This window comes from Sediminihabitans luteus (assembly GCF_002797595.1).
GTDB classification, from domain to species: domain Bacteria; phylum Actinomycetota; class Actinomycetes; order Actinomycetales; family Cellulomonadaceae; genus Paraoerskovia; species Paraoerskovia lutea.
In genome coordinates this window covers 153,856-169,007 of the sequence record NZ_PGFE01000005.1, presented here as the reverse complement: position 1 = coordinate 169,007, position 15,152 = coordinate 153,856, and the positions used below count along the sequence as shown (strand labels likewise).

15 protein-coding genes are annotated in these 15,152 nt (G+C 75.4%); 12 read left to right on the top strand and 3 right to left on the bottom strand.

From position 1 onward, the window contains the following. Window positions 1-5 precede the first annotated feature (5 nt). The 7 genes from CLV28_RS13590 to CLV28_RS13560 all read left to right on the top strand — a co-directional run bounded on the left by CLV28_RS13590 (window position 6) and on the right by CLV28_RS13560 (window position 6,931). Window positions 6-515 (top strand): hypothetical protein, encoded by a 510-nt coding sequence (locus tag CLV28_RS13590; RefSeq protein WP_100423871.1) that lies wholly within the window; start codon window positions 6-8, stop codon window positions 513-515. Next, window positions 512-1,252, top strand: a complete 741-nt coding sequence (locus CLV28_RS13585; RefSeq protein ID WP_100423870.1) for an endonuclease/exonuclease/phosphatase family protein — start codon at window positions 512-514, stop codon at window positions 1,250-1,252. Before CLV28_RS13590 ends, CLV28_RS13585 begins: the two co-directional genes overlap by 4 nt. A 202-nt stretch (window positions 1,253-1,454) precedes the next feature. Continuing rightward, window positions 1,455-3,506 (top strand): YhgE/Pip domain-containing protein, encoded by a 2,052-nt coding sequence (locus CLV28_RS13580; RefSeq protein WP_100423869.1) that lies wholly within the window; start codon window positions 1,455-1,457, stop codon window positions 3,504-3,506. Between the two features lie 146 nt (window positions 3,507-3,652). Then, window positions 3,653-3,847 (top strand): hypothetical protein, encoded by a 195-nt coding sequence (locus tag CLV28_RS13575; protein WP_157802651.1) that lies wholly within the window; start codon window positions 3,653-3,655, stop codon window positions 3,845-3,847. A 203-nt stretch (window positions 3,848-4,050) separates the two neighbouring features. Beyond that, window positions 4,051-4,623 (top strand): DNA-3-methyladenine glycosylase I, encoded by a 573-nt coding sequence (locus CLV28_RS13570; protein ID WP_100423867.1) that lies wholly within the window; start codon window positions 4,051-4,053, stop codon window positions 4,621-4,623. A gap of 108 nt (window positions 4,624-4,731) precedes the next feature. Continuing rightward, a complete protein-coding gene (locus tag CLV28_RS13565; protein ID WP_100423866.1) occupies window positions 4,732-6,288 on the top strand; it encodes an L-serine ammonia-lyase in 1,557 nt (518 codons plus the stop codon). Window positions 6,289-6,331: 43 nt separating this feature from the next. Further along, window positions 6,332-6,931 carry a 5' nucleotidase, NT5C type gene (locus CLV28_RS13560; RefSeq protein WP_100423865.1) on the top strand — a complete coding sequence of 200 codons (600 nt, stop codon included), beginning with the start codon at window positions 6,332-6,334 and terminating at the stop codon, window positions 6,929-6,931. Window position 6,932: 1 nt separating this feature from the next. On the opposite strand, the gene CLV28_RS13555 is transcribed toward CLV28_RS13560, so the two are convergent. Further along, a complete protein-coding gene (locus CLV28_RS13555; protein ID WP_100423864.1) occupies window positions 6,933-8,408 on the bottom strand; it encodes an MFS transporter in 1,476 nt (491 codons plus the stop codon). 149 nt (window positions 8,409-8,557) lie between these two features. On the opposite strand from CLV28_RS13555, the gene CLV28_RS13550 reads away from it, so the two are divergent. The 5 genes from CLV28_RS13550 to CLV28_RS13530 all read left to right on the top strand — a co-directional run bounded on the left by CLV28_RS13550 (window position 8,558) and on the right by CLV28_RS13530 (window position 12,193). Beyond that, the gene (locus CLV28_RS13550) at window positions 8,558-9,037 is read left to right on the top strand and encodes a MarR family winged helix-turn-helix transcriptional regulator (RefSeq protein WP_100423863.1); all 480 of its coding nucleotides are present in this window, start codon (window positions 8,558-8,560) and stop codon (window positions 9,035-9,037) included. A 91-nt stretch (window positions 9,038-9,128) separates the two neighbouring features. Then, on the top strand, window positions 9,129-9,740 hold the full coding sequence (locus tag CLV28_RS13545) for a SigE family RNA polymerase sigma factor (RefSeq protein WP_170062678.1): 612 nt from the start codon (window positions 9,129-9,131) through the stop codon (window positions 9,738-9,740). Beyond that, window positions 9,737-10,534, top strand: coding sequence for a hypothetical protein (locus CLV28_RS13540; RefSeq protein ID WP_100423862.1), 798 nt, complete (start codon window positions 9,737-9,739; stop codon window positions 10,532-10,534). Before CLV28_RS13545 ends, CLV28_RS13540 begins: the two co-directional genes overlap by 4 nt. 178 nt (window positions 10,535-10,712) lie before the next feature. Beyond that, on the top strand, window positions 10,713-11,336 hold the full coding sequence (locus CLV28_RS13535) for a SigE family RNA polymerase sigma factor (protein ID WP_100423861.1): 624 nt from the start codon (window positions 10,713-10,715) through the stop codon (window positions 11,334-11,336). Continuing rightward, window positions 11,333-12,193 carry a hypothetical protein gene (locus CLV28_RS13530; protein WP_100423860.1) on the top strand — a complete coding sequence of 287 codons (861 nt, stop codon included), beginning with the start codon at window positions 11,333-11,335 and terminating at the stop codon, window positions 12,191-12,193. The genes CLV28_RS13535 and CLV28_RS13530 overlap by 4 nt, the downstream gene beginning before the upstream one ends. Before the next feature lie 20 nt (window positions 12,194-12,213). Here the strand turns inward: CLV28_RS13530 and CLV28_RS13525 are convergent, their stop codons facing one another. Both CLV28_RS13525 and CLV28_RS13520 read right to left on the bottom strand, forming a co-directional pair. Next, window positions 12,214-13,344: an App1 family protein phosphatidate phosphatase gene (locus CLV28_RS13525; RefSeq protein ID WP_100423859.1), complete on the bottom strand. Its 1,131-nt coding sequence runs from the start codon at window positions 13,342-13,344 to the stop codon at window positions 12,214-12,216. A gap of 64 nt (window positions 13,345-13,408) precedes the next feature. Continuing rightward, a complete protein-coding gene (locus CLV28_RS13520; RefSeq protein ID WP_100423858.1) occupies window positions 13,409-15,019 on the bottom strand; it encodes an amidohydrolase in 1,611 nt (536 codons plus the stop codon). Between the last annotated feature and the right edge of the window lie 133 nt (window positions 15,020-15,152).

The following is a 15,152-nucleotide window of genomic DNA, read 5'->3' as shown; positions in this document are numbered from 1 at the left end:
GTCCCGTGAGCGACGACACCGAGAGCCAGAACGTCGCAGCCCAGGCCGTCGCAGCCCAGACCGCCGCGAACGAGCACCCCGTGCCCACGCTCGCCGCCGTGCGCCCCGGCGACGTCGTCACGGGCGAGTACCGCGGCGAGCGCTTCACGGGCACCGCGCGCGTCGAGGGCGACGTGCTCAGCGTCGGCCCGCACGCCCTGCGGTTCGGTGCCGCGACCCCCGCCCCCAGCGCCCGGTTCGTCTCGGCCGTGCGCCCCGTGCCCGACCTGCCCGCACGGCTCGGCGCGGTCGGCGACGCGACCGTGCGGGGCCGCCGGGTGCGGGCCATGCGGGTCGGTCCGCCGGGCACCGAGCAGTCCTGGGTCGTGGCGTCGGACGACGGCGCCGCGCTCCACGACGACGCCGAGCTGACCGCGTGGACGCTCCTCGCCGACGCCCCCGCACCGGACGCACCGGACGTGCCGGACCCCGCGGACGCCCCGACGCACACGCCCCAGCCGCAGAGCCCCGAGTGACACGCCTCGCCACGTTCAACGTGCTGCACGGCGCCCGCGCGCACGACGGCGTGGTCGACCTCGACCGCTACCAGGAGGCCGTCGCGAGCCTCGACGCCGACGTGCTCGCGCTCCAGGAAGTCGACCGCGGCCAGCCCCGCTCGCACGGTGGCGACCTCGCGGCGCTCGCGGCGCAGGCCCTCGGCGCGCGCGAGCACCGGTTCGCGGCGTCCCGGCACGGCACGGCCGGCGCGTGGACGCGGCACCCGACGCGCCAGGGCCCCGCGTACGGGATCGCGCTCGTGAGCCGGCTGCCGGTGCTCGCATGGGGTGAGGTCCGGCTGCCGGGACGCGCCCCGGTGCGCCGGGCCGGCCGGTGGCGGTTCGACGAGCCGCGGACCGCGCTGACCGCCGTCCTCGACGCACCGGGCGGGCCGGTCGGCGTGGTCGCGACGCACCTGAGCGTGGTGCGCGGCCGCAACGAGCGTCAGGCGCGGGCGCTCGCACGGGTCGCGGCCGCGCTGCCCGGACCGCGCGTGCTGCTCGGCGACCTGAACCGTCGTGCGGGCGACGCGCTCGCGGAATGGCACGCCCTCGCGGACGTCCCGACGTACCCGGCCGACGCGCCGCGCGTGCAGATCGACCACGTCCTGGCCGACCGCCCGCTGCGCGTGCTCGCGGCGCGCTCGACCGATACCGGGATCTCGGACCACCGCGCGCTCGTGGTCGACGTCGCGTGGGAGCCCGCGCTCCCCTGAGCGGGCTGTCACGAGGCCACGGATCGCCCCCTGCACGCAACCCTCGTGACCGAATCGTTGTGAACAAGTACCTAGTACTGGTGTTCCGCGACGCGCGGGCCGTCGCATAGCGTCACCGACGACCAGGACCCGCCGACCCACCCAGGGCGCGGGCCGTCGTCCGACACCGCGCAGGGTCGCGCGGTACGAGAGGGGCTCGTCGATGTCGACGCACCTGTTCCGCACCCCCCGCGGTGCGATCGCGCTCCCCGCGGTCGCGCTCGCCGCGCTGTTCCTCGCCGTGCTCGGCCTCGTCGCCTACCTCCTGGTCATCGACCACAAGGTGTCGGACGGCGCGACCCGGCTCTCGGCCGGGGCCGCCCAGGTCCACACCGGCGCAGGTCAGCTCGCCGACGGCGCCGCGCAGGCCGGCGCGGGCGTGACCTCGCTCGACGAGGGCGCGGGCGACCTGGACGCCGGGGCGTCCGACCTCGCGGACGGCGCGAGCGAGGCCGCCGACGGCTCCGCCCGGCTCTCCGACGGCGCCACGACCGCGCTCGACGGCGCGACGCTCCTGTCCGCCGGGGCCGGCGAGGCCGCGGACGGCGGCACGCTGCTGGTCGCGGGCGTCGACCGCCTCGACGCTGGCGCGGGCGACCTCGACGCGGGTGCCGAGCGCGCGTCGTCCGGCGCGACGCTCCTCGCCGACGGCGCGCAGGACCTCGCGGACGGCGCGGTGACCGCGGCCTCGGGGGCCGGGGCCCTGCACACGGGCGCGGGCCAGCTGGCCGACGGCGCCGCGACGCTGAGCGAGGGCGTGGACGCCCTCGCGGACGGGGCGTCCGACATCGACGACGGTGCCGTCCAGGTCGCCGCCGCGAACGCGCTCGCCGCCGACGGTGCGGGCGACCTCGCCGACGGCACCGACTCCCTGAAGACCGGCGCCGAGACCGTCGCCGCCGGGGCGGACAGGCTCGCGACGGGCGCCGGCACGCTCTCGACGGGTGCCGCCGGAGCCCGCGACGGCGCGCTCGACCTCGAGAAGGGCGCGAAGAGCCTGGCGGCCGGGATCACGGCCGCGACCGACCCGACCACGGGCGCACCCGCGCTGGCCGCGGGCGCCGACCAGCTCGCGACCGGGATCGAGGCGGCCGCGGCGGGCGCCCAGCGTGCCGCCACCGGCAGCGCACAGCTCGAGGCGACGCTGCGCCAGCTCGCCGCCTCGTACGCCGCGGCGGACATCGACCCGACCCTCAAGGCTCAGCTCACCGCCCAGCTCGGCGGCGTCGCCGACGCCGCGCACGCCCTCGCGGCGGGCGAGGGCACGGCCCCCGGGGGTCTCGCGCTGCTGAGCGGCCAGCTGCAGGGTGCGGCGCCCAAGGCGCGCACGCTCGCGACCGGCGCCCAGACGCTGAGCACGGGCGTCACGACGCAGCTCGCCCCGGGGGCGACGCAGCTCGCGGCCGGCGCGACCAGCCTGCGCGAGGGTCTGGACGCCCTCTCGACGGGCGCGACGAACCTCGACACGGGGGCGAGCGACCTCGCGGACGGCACCGCCCTCGTGGCGGCGGGCGCGACGAACCTCGACACGGGCGCGGGCAGCCTGCTCGACGCCCTGTCGCAGATCGAGGTCGGCGCGGCCACGCTCGCCGAGGGCACGGGCGACCTCGCCGACGGCGCGGGCCAGGTGGCCGTCGGTGCGGAGACCGTCGCGGACGGCAACGCGACCCTGTTCACGAAGTCGGGCGAGCTCGCGGACGGCGTGCTGCTCGTCGCGGGCGGCAACGCGACGCTCGCGACCAAGTCGGGCGAGCTCTCGACCGGTCTGGGGACGCTCAGCTCGGGCGCCTCGGACCTCGCGGACGGCACCGGGACGCTGCGCACCAAGTCGGGCGAGCTCGCGACCGGCCTCGAGAAGCTCCGCACCGGCTCGGGCGACCTCGCGACGGGTCTGACCGACCTCGACACGGGTGCGGGCGACCTCGCGGACGGCACGGCACGGCTCGCGGCCGGGGCCGGGACGCTGCACGAGGGCACGACGACGCTCGCGGCCGGCACGACCACGCTCAACGACGGGGCGACCGACCTCGGCGAGGGTGCGGTCAAGGTCGACGACGGCACGGGCCGGGTCGCGGACGGCGCGGCCGACCTCCTCGGGCAGGTCGAGGACAACCCCGTCGGCCCCGTCTCGGTCGCCGCGATCGTGCTCGCGGTGCTGCTGGCCGCGCTCGGCGCGGTCGGCCTGTGGATGGGCACCCGCCGCCGGGTGCTCTGACCCGCAGCCGCCGACGGCCGGGACCGCGCCCTCGGGGGCTCGGTCCCGGCCGTCGTCGTGCGCCCTCAAATGCAGTGCCACTCAGGTACCACCCGCGGTACTGTCGGGCAGCCGTCACGGGACGGCCGCGGTCAGAGGAGGGCGACATGGCAATGGACCTTCGTCTCAGCCCCGAGGCGCAGGCAGCACTCGAGCGGATCGTGGAGACGGAGAACGTCTCCGCGAACCAGGCGGTCGAGAACGCCGTGCTCGAGTACGACCGGAAGCGCGTGGAGAATCGCGACCGCCTGATCGCGCAGATCGTCGCCGAGGACGAGGCGCTTCTGAACCGCCTGGCCTGACCAGGCAGGTCGGAGAGCAGGGAGCGACGCACCACGTCACCATCGACGACGCGTACGACCTCGTCATGAGCATCGCGGACGGCGGCACCTCAGAGGTCGACGACGTCGCCGAGAAGCTTCGCGCAGCCGCACCAGCCCCACCCGCGGGGCCGGCCTGTGGACGACGGGGCGCGGACGTCGGTGGGTCGGGCCAGGGTGGGCGCATGACCACGACCGCGCCCGCCCGCTGCTTCGGCGACGACGACCCCCTGTACTCGGCCTACCACGACGACGAGTGGGGCGTCCCCGTGCACGGGGAGTCCGCGCTGTTCGAGCGCATCGCGCTCGAGGGCTTCCAGTCGGGACTCTCCTGGCTCACGGTGCTGCGCAAGCGGCCCGCGTTCCGCGAGGTGTTCGCGGGCTTCGACCCGGACGCGGTCGCGGCGTTCACCGCGGACGACGTGGACCGGCTCCTCCTGGACGCCCGGATCATCCGCAACCGGGCCAAGGTCGAGGCGACCGTCGGCAACGCGCGGGCACTCGTCGCGATGCACGCCGCGGGCGAGACTCTCGACGCGCTGTTCTGGTCGTTCGCGCCGTCGTCCCGCCCGGACGTCGCGCCGGCGTCGTTCGCGGAGGTGCCCGCGCAGACCCCGGAGTCGCTCGCGCTGTCGAAGGCGCTCAAGGCGCGCGGCTTCCGGTTCGTCGGCCCGACCACGATGTACGCCGCGATGCAGGCGTGCGGCGTGGTCGACGACCATCTCGCGACCTGCCCCGTGGTGCTCGCGCGGGGGTAGGGGCCCGTCGTCCGTGACGCACAGCGCCCGGCCGGTGGGTCGTCCAGCCGGTCGGTCGTCCAGCCGGTGAGGCGTCCAGCAGGTGAGACGGGGTGCGACGATGGGGGCATGTCCTCGTACGTGAGCGCCCTCGACCTCTTCTCGATCGGCATCGGGCCGTCGAGCTCGCACACCGTGGGCCCCATGCGGGCCGCGCGCGCGTTCGTCGACGAGCTCGCGGCCCGCGACGTGCTGCACGACGTCGCGCAGCTCGAGGTCGTGCTGTGCGGGTCGCTCGGTGCGACGGGGATCGGGCACGGCACGCCCGACGCGGTCGTCGCGGGGCTGCGCGGCCTCGACCCCGAGACGTGCGACCCGGACGACGTGCCCGGCGGCTGGGAGAAGCTCGGCGACGGCGCGACCGTGACCCTGCGCCCGACACGGTCAGAGCCCGCGCCCGCGCCGACCGGGCGCACGGCCGAGAGCCCTGGCGAGAGCACGACGACGAGCACGACCGAGACCCCGCCCGGGGCCACGACCGGCGCGGACGTCACCGTCGCGACGTCCGACGTCCGGCTGGCCCCGCTCACGCGCCTGCCCGGCCATCCCAACGGGATGCGCTTCACGGCCGCGGACGCCGCCGGGTCGGCGCTCGTCGAGCGCGTGTACTACTCGGTCGGCGGGGGGTTCGTGCTGACCGAGCACGAGCTCGCGGCGGCCGAGGCCGCCGAGGCGGCGCAGCTCGCGGCCGAGCACGGCGAGCTCGACCCGGCGGTCCCGGACTCGACCCGGCCCGCCGACGTCCCGCACCCGTTCGCGACCGCGGCCGAGCTGCTCGCGACGTGCGCGCGCACGGGGCTGAGCATCGCCGAGGTCGCGTGGGCCAACGAGTGCGCGCTGCGCCCGGAGGACGAGGTCGGCGCGGCGCTCGACGCGGTCTGGGCCACCATGAGCGACTGCGTCGACGGCGGGCTCGAACGGCAGGGCACGCTCCCGGGTCGGCTGCGGGTGCGCCGTCGGGCACGGGCGCAGCGCGAGCGGCTCGAGGCGCTCGACGCGGCAGGCGGCGAGACCACGATCGAGTGGCTCCAGGCGTACGCGATGGCGGTCAACGAGGAGAACGCGGACGGGCGCCGGGTCGTGACCGCCCCGACCAACGGCGCGGCGGGGATCATCCCGGCCGTGGGTCGGCACTACCTGCGGATCACGCCCGGCGTGCAGGGCCCCGAGGCGGCCGCGCGGCGTCGGACCGCGATGCGCACCTACCTGCTCACGGCCGCCGCGATCGGTGCGCTGTACAAGCGCAACGCGTCGATCTCGGGCGCCGAGGCGGGCTGCCAGGGCGAGGTCGGCTCGGCGTGCTCGATGGCGGCGGGCGCGATGTGCGCGCTGCTGGGCGGCACGCCCGAGCAGGTCGAGAACGCCGCCGAGATCGCGATGGAGCACAACCTCGGGCTCACGTGCGACCCGGTGGGCGGGCTCGTGCAGGTCCCGTGCATCGAGCGCAACGCGATCGCGGCGTGCACGGCCGTGAGCGCCGCGCGCATGGCGATGCAGGGTGACGGGCTGCACGTCGTCTCGCTCGACACGGTCATCGAGACCATGCGGCAGACGGGCCTCGACATGTCGACCAAGTACAAGGAGACGTCGGAGGGCGGGCTCGCGGTCAACGTGATCGAGTGCTGACCGGCGGCGTCCGCAGACCGGCGCCGCGTGGTACCACTGCGCGATGAGGTCGCTGCGCGTGGGGTTCGACGTCGACGAGGTGCTGTACCCGTGGGTCGCGACGCTGCGCCACCACCTGCACACGAGCGAGGGGTGGCCGCTCGACCGGATGCCCGAGCCGACGCGCTACGGGTTCGGCCCGGACTGGGGCATGGCGGACGACGCGGAGTTCCTCGCGCACGCCGTCGCGACGGCGCGGGCGGGCCTGCTGCACACCTACGGCGACCCGCTCGAGGGCGCGGCCGAGGTCACGCACCGGCTCGTCGACGCAGGGCACACGGTCCACGTCGTCACCGCGCGCCGGTACGACGAGTCGTACGGGGTCAACGCGGTCCTGGCCGACTCGACGCGGCGCTGGCTCGAGCGGCACGACATCGCGTTCACGACCCTCGACCTCGAGCTCGACAAGACGGCCGTGCCGACCGACGTCTACCTCGACGACCGCCCGGACCACGTCGACGCGCTGTGCGCGGCGGGCACGCGCGGCGTCCTCATGGACTCGTTCCACAACCAGGACCCGTCGTGCGGGCGCGAGCGCGTGCACAGCCTCGCCGAGTTCGCGGACCTCGTCGAGGAGATGTCCGCGAACCCGGCGACCTGCTGACTCAGGCGGGGGCGAGCGCGGCGTCGTCCTCGGCGACCGACGAGCCCGACGATACCGACGAGCCCGACGCGGCGTCGCCCGTGAGGGCGCGCCGCACGGGGATCGTGAGCGCCACGAGACCGGCGACGACCGCGACGCCCGCACCGATGAGCAGGCCCGTGCGGAACCCGGCCTCGGACGGCACGGCGTACCCGCCGAGGTCGATCGTCATGTGCGACAGGACGACGCCGATCACGGCGGCCGCGACCGAGGTGCCGACCGACCGCATGAGGGTGTTGAAGCTGTTGGCCGACGCCGTCTCGGACTGCGGCACGGCCCCCATGATGAGCGCGGGCATGGCGCCGTAGGCGAACGCGACACCGGTCGAGCAGATGCAGCTCACGGCGAGCAGGCCGGCGGGCGTGCCCATGAGCAGCTGTGCGCTGCCGTAGCCCAGCGCGATGACGAACGCCCCGAGCGCGAGCGTGAACCGGGGCCCGCGTGCGGCCGAGATCTTCGCGCCGACCGGCGAGAGCGCCATCATCACGAGGCCGGCGGGCGCCATCCACAGGCCGGTGGCCTGGAGCGACTGCCCGAGCCCGTACCCGGTCTCGGTGGGCAGCTGGAGCAGCTGCGGGGTGATGAGCGACTGCGCGTACATCGCGAACCCGAGCACGACCGACGCGGCGTTGGTCAGCAGCACCTGCCGGCGTGCGGTCACGCGCAGGTCGACGAGCGGCGAGTCGATGCGCAGCTCCCACCAGCCCCAGACGACGAGCACGACGGGCGCGGCGACGAGCAGGCCGACCGTGGTGGGGCTGCCCCAGCCCCAGTCGGCGCCCTTGGAGACGCCGAGCAGCAGCGCGACGAGGCCGAGCCCGAGGCCGACCGCGCCGACGCCGTCGAACGTCCCCGTCGCGGTGGTCGGCGCGTCGGGGATGAGCGCCCAGACCAGCACGCCGACGACCGCGGCGAGCACGGCCGAGCCCCAGAACAGCACGTGCCAGTTCGAGTGCTCGGCGACGGCCGCCGCGACGGGCAGTCCGAGCGCGCCGCCGATGCCGAGCGAGGCGCTGATGAGCGCGATCGACGAGCCGAGCTTCTCGGCGGGCATGACGTCGCGCAGCAGGCTGATGCCGAGCGGGATGAGCCCGACGCCGAGTCCCTGGAGGCCGCGGCCGACGATCATCGGCACGAGCGAGTCGGAGAGCGCGCACACGACCGATCCGAGCACGAGGGGCAGCACGCTGAGCAGGAGCATGCGCTTCTTGCCGTAGAGGTCGCCGAGCCGCCCGACGGCGGGGGTCGCGACGGCGGCCACGAGCAGCGTCACGATGATGACCCAGGAGGTGTTGGCGGCCGTGCTGTGGAGCAGCTGCGGCAGCTCGCCGACGATGGGGACCACGAGGGTCTGCATCATCGACGCGACGATGCCTCCCGCGGCGAGGACGGCGACGACGACCCCGGGGCGGGTGGTCGTGGCGGTGGTGCTGGGCATGGTGCTCCTGTCGGACGGCGGGTGGTGCGTGAGCCGATATGCTGGCTACACACGATGTGCAGTCTACACATGATTGCTGAAGGCAATGATGCCGCCGGGGTCGATCACCGATACTGGGCCTGACGGCGCACCACCGAGGAGAGGGCCCGATGGACGGCACGGCGGCACGGATCGAGCGCGAGACGATGCTCATCGGGAGGTACATGCACCTCGCGGAGCGCCAGAGCGTGCCCGAGCTGCGCCTCGAGCGCAGCGCCTACCTGCTGCTCAGCCGCCTGGTCGACGAGCCCCTCACGCTCGCCGAGCTCAGCACCGCGTTCGAGCTCGACGTGTCGACCCTCAACCGGCAGACGAGCGCGATGCTCAAGGAGGGCCTCGTCGAGCGCATCCCCGACCCCGCCGGAGGCATCGCCCGCCGGTTCCGGGTCACGCCCGCCGGCGCCCGGCGCCTCGACGCCGCGCGCACGAGCAAGGTCGCCGGCATCGACGCGCTCCTCGCGGGGTGGACCGACGCCGAGCGCGAGACGCTCGCCGCCGCGCTGCTGCACCTCAACGACACCGTCGAGGCACGCATGGGCAGCGCATGGCCCCGCCCCGACGTGGACCGCGACGTGCCGCCGCAGGACTGATCCCGCGACCGGACGCAACCTTCCGGCCCCCTGCTGCGTGGAAGAGGCAGGCACGTCGCCACGACGTGCGCCACCACTGGGGGCTGAGAGCATGAGCGTCATGAACGTCCCGTTCGGCACCGCCGCCGACCTCGCACGGGCGACGTCCGCGACCGACACGAGCACGACCGACCTGCGCGTCGAGGTCACCGGGCTGACCAAGGACGAGGAGTTCACCGCGTTCATGCGCTCGGCCGGCGGCAGCCTGCACCGCGCCGCGTACCTCCTGAGCGGCGACCGGCACCGCGCCGAGGAGCTCGTCCAGCACACCCTCGAACGCACCTACCGGCACTGGCGCACCGCACGCGAGGGCGACCCCCTCGTGTACGCGCGCCGCATCCTGACCAACCTGCGCATCGACACCTGGCGCCGCACGCGCCGCGAGCTGCTCGTCGACCACACCGACCCCTGCGCGGCCCCCGCGACGCGACCCGGCCCCGGGGCCGAGGCCGCCGAGACGGTCGAGGCCCGCGACGCCGTCGTCCGCGCCCTGCAGACCCTGCCGCCCCGCCAGCGCCGGATCGTCGTGCTGCGCTACATGCTCGACCTGAGCGAGGCCGAGGTCGCGCACGAGCTCGACATCACGGTCGGCACCGTCAAGTCCACGGCGTCCCGCGCCCTCGCCCGGCTGCGCGGCAGCTTCGACACCTGGAGCATCCGATGACCCGCACTCCCCCGCACGGACGCACGACCTCCCTCGCGCCGCCCGCCGACGGGACGCCCGCCGACGACGCGCTCGTCGCCCACCTGCGGACCGCCGCGGCCGCCGTGCCCGAGGTCCCCGTCGACGTCGAGCGCACGCTGCGACGCACCAAGCGGCACGTGCGGCAGCGCCGCGCGACGATCACCGCCACGATCGGGGCGTGCGCGGTCGCGGGTCTCGTGCTCGTGCACCCAGGCACGACGTCGTTCGTGGCGGCGCCCCTCGCCGGGTCGGCACCCGCCGCCCACGCGACGCTGCACGCCGAGGGCGGCTCGGTCCCCGACGGCGTGCAGGTGCCAGGGACCATGACCGCGCACCGCCTCTCGGGCTCGACCGTGCTCGTCGAGACGGGCCTGCCGACCGGGTCCGGCGACGACGAGTTCGCACTCGTCGTGCGGCGCACCTCCGTGCCCGCCGAGGGGGAGGCCGAGCTCGTGTACCGCGTGGTGCGCGCGAGCCCGGACGACGTCGAGCACATGATCGCCGAAGGAAACGCGGGGCCCTGGGTGTTCGCCGTCGACCCGGGCCAGCGCGCCGACGACGACGGCCGCCAGCTCCTGGCCGCGGTCGCGCCGTCCGACGCGCTGACCCTCGCCGCGCTCACGCGCGGTGCGGTGCCCGACGCCGCAGCCCGCACCGCGGGCTTCGCCCTGCCCTGCTTCCCCCTGGGAGACCTCGGCTGGACCGCGGACGACGGCGACGACCTCTGCGTGACCGCCGCCCTCGTCGACGGCGGGGCGAGCACCCAGGACTGACGGCGCGACGCCCGGCCCGGGGCTCTTCGGGTGCCGGCGAAAACTTCCCCGACGGATGTCGTCACGAAACGGAACCTTCGCCCTCCCTGTCGCGTGTACGGATCATGAGGACGCACACGATCTCACCCGGACGCCGGGCACCGACCCGCCGTCGCACCGAGAACGTCCCGGGGTCCGCATGAGCGCCGCGAGCACGCACGCGGCGCTCACCGCGGGATCGCCGGGGACCGACCCCTCGTCGCGGACGTCGTCGCAGGGGGGCGACGTCCGCGTGGAGGTCGTCGGCACGACCCGGGCCGAGGAGTTCAGCGCGTTCATGCGCTCGGCCGTCGACCCGCTGCACCGCACCGCGTACCTCCTGTGCGGTGACCGGCACCGCGCCGAGGAGCTCGTGCAGCAGACGTTCGAGCGCACGTACCGGCACTGGCGCACCGCGCGCGAGGGCGACCCGCTCGTGTACGCCCGCCGGATCCTCGCCAACCTGCGGATCGACACCTGGCGCCGCACGCGCCGCGAGGTGCTCGGCGACCACACCGACCCCGCGGCAGACCTCGCCGCGCCCGCCGGCGCTCCGCCGCCCCGCGCAGGCACCGCCGAGGTCGACGACCGCGACGTCGTCGTGCGCGCCCTGCTCACCCTGCCCCTGCGCCAGCGCCGCGTCGTGGTGCTGCGCCACCTGCTCGACCTGACCGAGGCGGAGGTCGCCGAGGAGCTCGGCATGCCGCTCGGCACCGTGAAGTCCACCGCGTCCCGCGCGCTCGCGCGCCTGCGGACCACCCTCGAGACCGGGAGCGACCGATGAACGACACCACCCTGCCGCCCGCCGACGACGCCGCGTTCCTCGCCCGCCTGCGGGGCGCGGCCGACCACGCGCCGTCCGCGACCATGGACCTCGACGCCTCGTACCGGCGCACGCGGCGCCGTGCCGCCGCCCACCGCGCGGGGGCTCTCGGGGCCGTCGCGGCGTGCGTCGCTGGCGCCGCGTTCGCGATGCCCGGCGTCGTCGACCTCGGCGGGTCGGGCGGGCAGCACCACGCCCCGGCCGTCGCGGCGGGGGCGCCGGGCGCGGGGGCGAGCGGGAACGGCGTCCGGGCGGTCGCGCCGGTCGGGCTCGTCGCGCAGCCCGGCCTCACGGCACCGCACGACGCGACCGCCGAGCTGCTCGCGGACGGCACCCTCCTCGTGGACACGGGCCTCCGGGCCGACGCGGACACCGCGATCGCGCTCGCCATGCCGCGCTCGACCCTCGACGACCTGCGAGCGCCGGAGTCGGCTCCCCCCGTCCCCCCGGACGGCACCCCACCCCCCGGCGAGGGCTCGGACCACTTCCGGTTCCACGTGCTGCGCGTCGACGACGCGCTCCTGGCCGACATCCGCGCCGCGGGGACGGTCGCCCCGTGGCTGGACGACGCCGAGAGCGATTCCGTGACCTCGGACGCCGGCGACACGCTCTTCGCCTCGGTCGGGAGCCGGACGCCCAGCGTCACGATCCACTCCCGGGGCCAGGAGGCGGACGGCTCGGCCGACGTCGCGCGTCTCGACCTCGGGTGCCTGCAGCCGCTGCCCGCCGGGCTCGACGCCGAGATCTGCGTCGCCGCGGCGATGGTGGACCTGGACACGATCCCCCGGACGACCGTGACCGGCCCGGGCGAGTACTGAGAACCCCTGGGCCGAGCCCCTCAGGGCCGCGGCAGCAGACCGCGCAGCGCCGACCGCAGCCCGTACCCGTCGGGCGCCCCCACCGTGGCGGGGCGTCCGGCCGGGACGGGCAGCACGTCGTCCGCCACGGGCTGCGCGGGGCGCGGGCGCGTGACCCGGGTTGCGCCGCCGTCCTGCGGCACGGGCGTCCCGTGCGCGAGCACCTGCTGCGTGGGCGTGAGCCGGCGGATCGCGACCGCGGCCACGTGCTGCGGGTGCAGCGCGCACGCGCGGGCGTAGATCGCGGGGTCGTGCTGGCCGTCGTCGCCCACGAGGAGCCAGCGCACGTCGGGCAGCTCGCGCACCAGACGGTCGAGCGCCGCGTTCTTGTGCGCCGGGCCCGAGCGGAACCAGCCCGTGTTGGTCGGCCCCCAGTCGGTCAGGAGCATCGGCCCGGGCGGGAACCCGTGCCGGTCCATGAACCGGCGCAGCGTGTCCGCGGTGTTCCACGCGCCGGTCGACAGGTACACGAACGGCGCGTCGGGGTGCTCGCGCCGGATCGACGCGTAGAGCTCGGCCATGCCACGTACCGGCATGCGCGCGCTCGGGTGCCGCGCGAACGTGTTCCACGCCGCGACGAGCGGACGCGGCAGGGCGGTCACCATGACCGTGTCGTCGATGTCGCTCACGACGCCGAGCCGCGCGCCCGGCGCCACGACGTGCACGCGTCCGAGGACCGGGGCGCCCGCCCGCGTGCGGTACGCGACCTCGTGCCACCCGGGCGCGAGGTCGACGTCGACCGTCGCGTCGAGGTACCCGCCGCGGTCCGCGACCAGGTCGACCGTGACCGGGTCCTGCGTGCCGATCGTGACGCGCACGGGCTCGCCCGGCGCCGGGGCGGCGAAGAAGTTCCGGTACCCGCGGCGCTCGAACGCGGCGTCACGCCCGGGGAACCACGAGCGCGACGTCAGCAGCACCCGCCCCAGCACGCGCACGCGCGTCGTCGACCCGTACCCCGTGTGCGGGACGACGCGCGGCCGCCACCCGCGGGCGCGCAGCACCCGGCCGAGGACGGCGTGGTAGCGGTCCTCGACCCGGGCGGCCAGGTGCGGGCGCTGGGTCTCGGGGTCGTTCTCGACAGGACGGGGGCGGCGACCGGGGAGCGAAGGCATCACGACGGTTCTACCACCCGTCGCGTCCGCTCCCCAGCCGCCGCCCCCGGTCGTGCTCCGGACGTCAGGCCTCGAAGATGGTCCGGCCGTCCTTGATCGTGCGCACCACGGCGATCTCCTTGATCGCGTCCGGCTCGACCGTGAGCGGGTTCGCGTCGAGCACCGCGAAGTCCGCCTTCTTGCCCACCTCGATCGACCCGCGCGAGTCCTCCTCGTGGTACTCGTACGCGACGTTGATCGTGAGCGCCTGCAGCGCCTCGAGCGGCGTGACGCGCTGGTTCTCGCCGAGCACCACGCCGCCCGTGGAGCGCCGCACCACGGCCGTCCACAGGAGCTGCAGCGGGTTCATGGGCGTGACCGGGAAGTCGGAGTGGTTGGTCGGGCGCAGGCCCTTGTCGATCGCCGACCGCAGCGGCGAGATCCCGAACGCACGCTCCTCGCCGAAGTTCTTGAGGTGCGTGTCGCCGAACAGCCACGTGTGGATCGTGAACATCGACGGCGCGAAGTCGAGCTCGACGTACGCGTCGAGCTGGTCGGGCCGCATGACCTGCGAGTGGATCGGGATGGTGCGCCCGGGCGACGTCGCGCCCGCCGCGACCGCCGCACGGTGCGCCGCGATGAGCTGGTCGACGGCCGCGTCGCCGTTGCAGTGCGCGTAGACCTGGACCCCGTGCCGGTAGGCGAGCTCGACGATCGTGTCGGTCTCGGCCTGGTCGACCACCGCGATGCCGTGCCAGTGCTGCTCGCCGCTCGGGCCGCCCGTCACGTACTCCTCGGTCACGTGCGCGGTGCGCCCCTGCGGCGAGCCGTCGAGGATGAGCTTGGTGCCCGTGACCTCGTGGCCGCCGACCTCGGTGCCGATGATGCCCGCGTCGATCGCCTTCTGCAGGTCCGGGAAGAACACGAGCGACTTCACGTCGATGGGCAGCGGGTTCGCGGTCGCGCTCTCGCGGACCAACGTGACCGCCGCCATGTCGGCCGCGCCGTCCTGCGCGGCGACGTAGCCCCAGCGCGCGTACTCCGCCGCCATGGCCCGCAGCTCTTCCTCGCCCGCCGGCGGGAGCCTGAACATGAGCGGGAAGAACGCCTGCTCCCAGACCTCGCCCGAGGGCTCCTGCGTGCCGGGGACGCGCACGATCGACCCGCCGTCCGGGTCCGGCGTCTCGGCCGTGTACTCGAGGTCGCGCAGCACCGCCCCGTTGACCACGGCCCCGTGGTTCGAGATGTGGATGAGCGCCACGCGGTAGTCCGCGAACTCGGAGTCGAGGATCTCGGCCGTGACCTTGCCCCCGTCGTCCATCTCGTCCGGGTAGTAGCCCCACCCGAGGATCCAGTCGCCCGGCTGCGCGTCGTTGCGGTCGCGCGCCTCGCCGAGCTTGCGCAGCACGTCCTCGACCGTGCGCGTGTCGCCCACGGGCGGCGTGTGCAGCGCGGCGTGCTTGATGTACGGCGCGCCCGCGGTGATGTGGCTGTGCGGGTCGAGGAACCCCGGCACGACCGTGCGGCCCTCGAGGTCGAGCACCTCGGTGCCCTCGCCCGCGAGAGCCGTGATCTCGTCCGTCGTCCCGACGGCCGTGATGAGTCCGTCGGTCACGGCGACGGCCTCGGCGGTGGATCCCGCGTCGTCGACCGTGACGACGGTGGCGCGGGTCAGGATCAGGTCAGGAGTGGTCATGATCCGAGGCTAGGCCTGGCACCCTGCGACCGCGCGGGGAGGGCCGCCCGGGCACGCGACGTCCACCCTCCCGCCCCCGGATCGTCCCGCGGGCGTCACGTTCGAGCCCCTTCCAGCGCCCGCGATCGGGCCA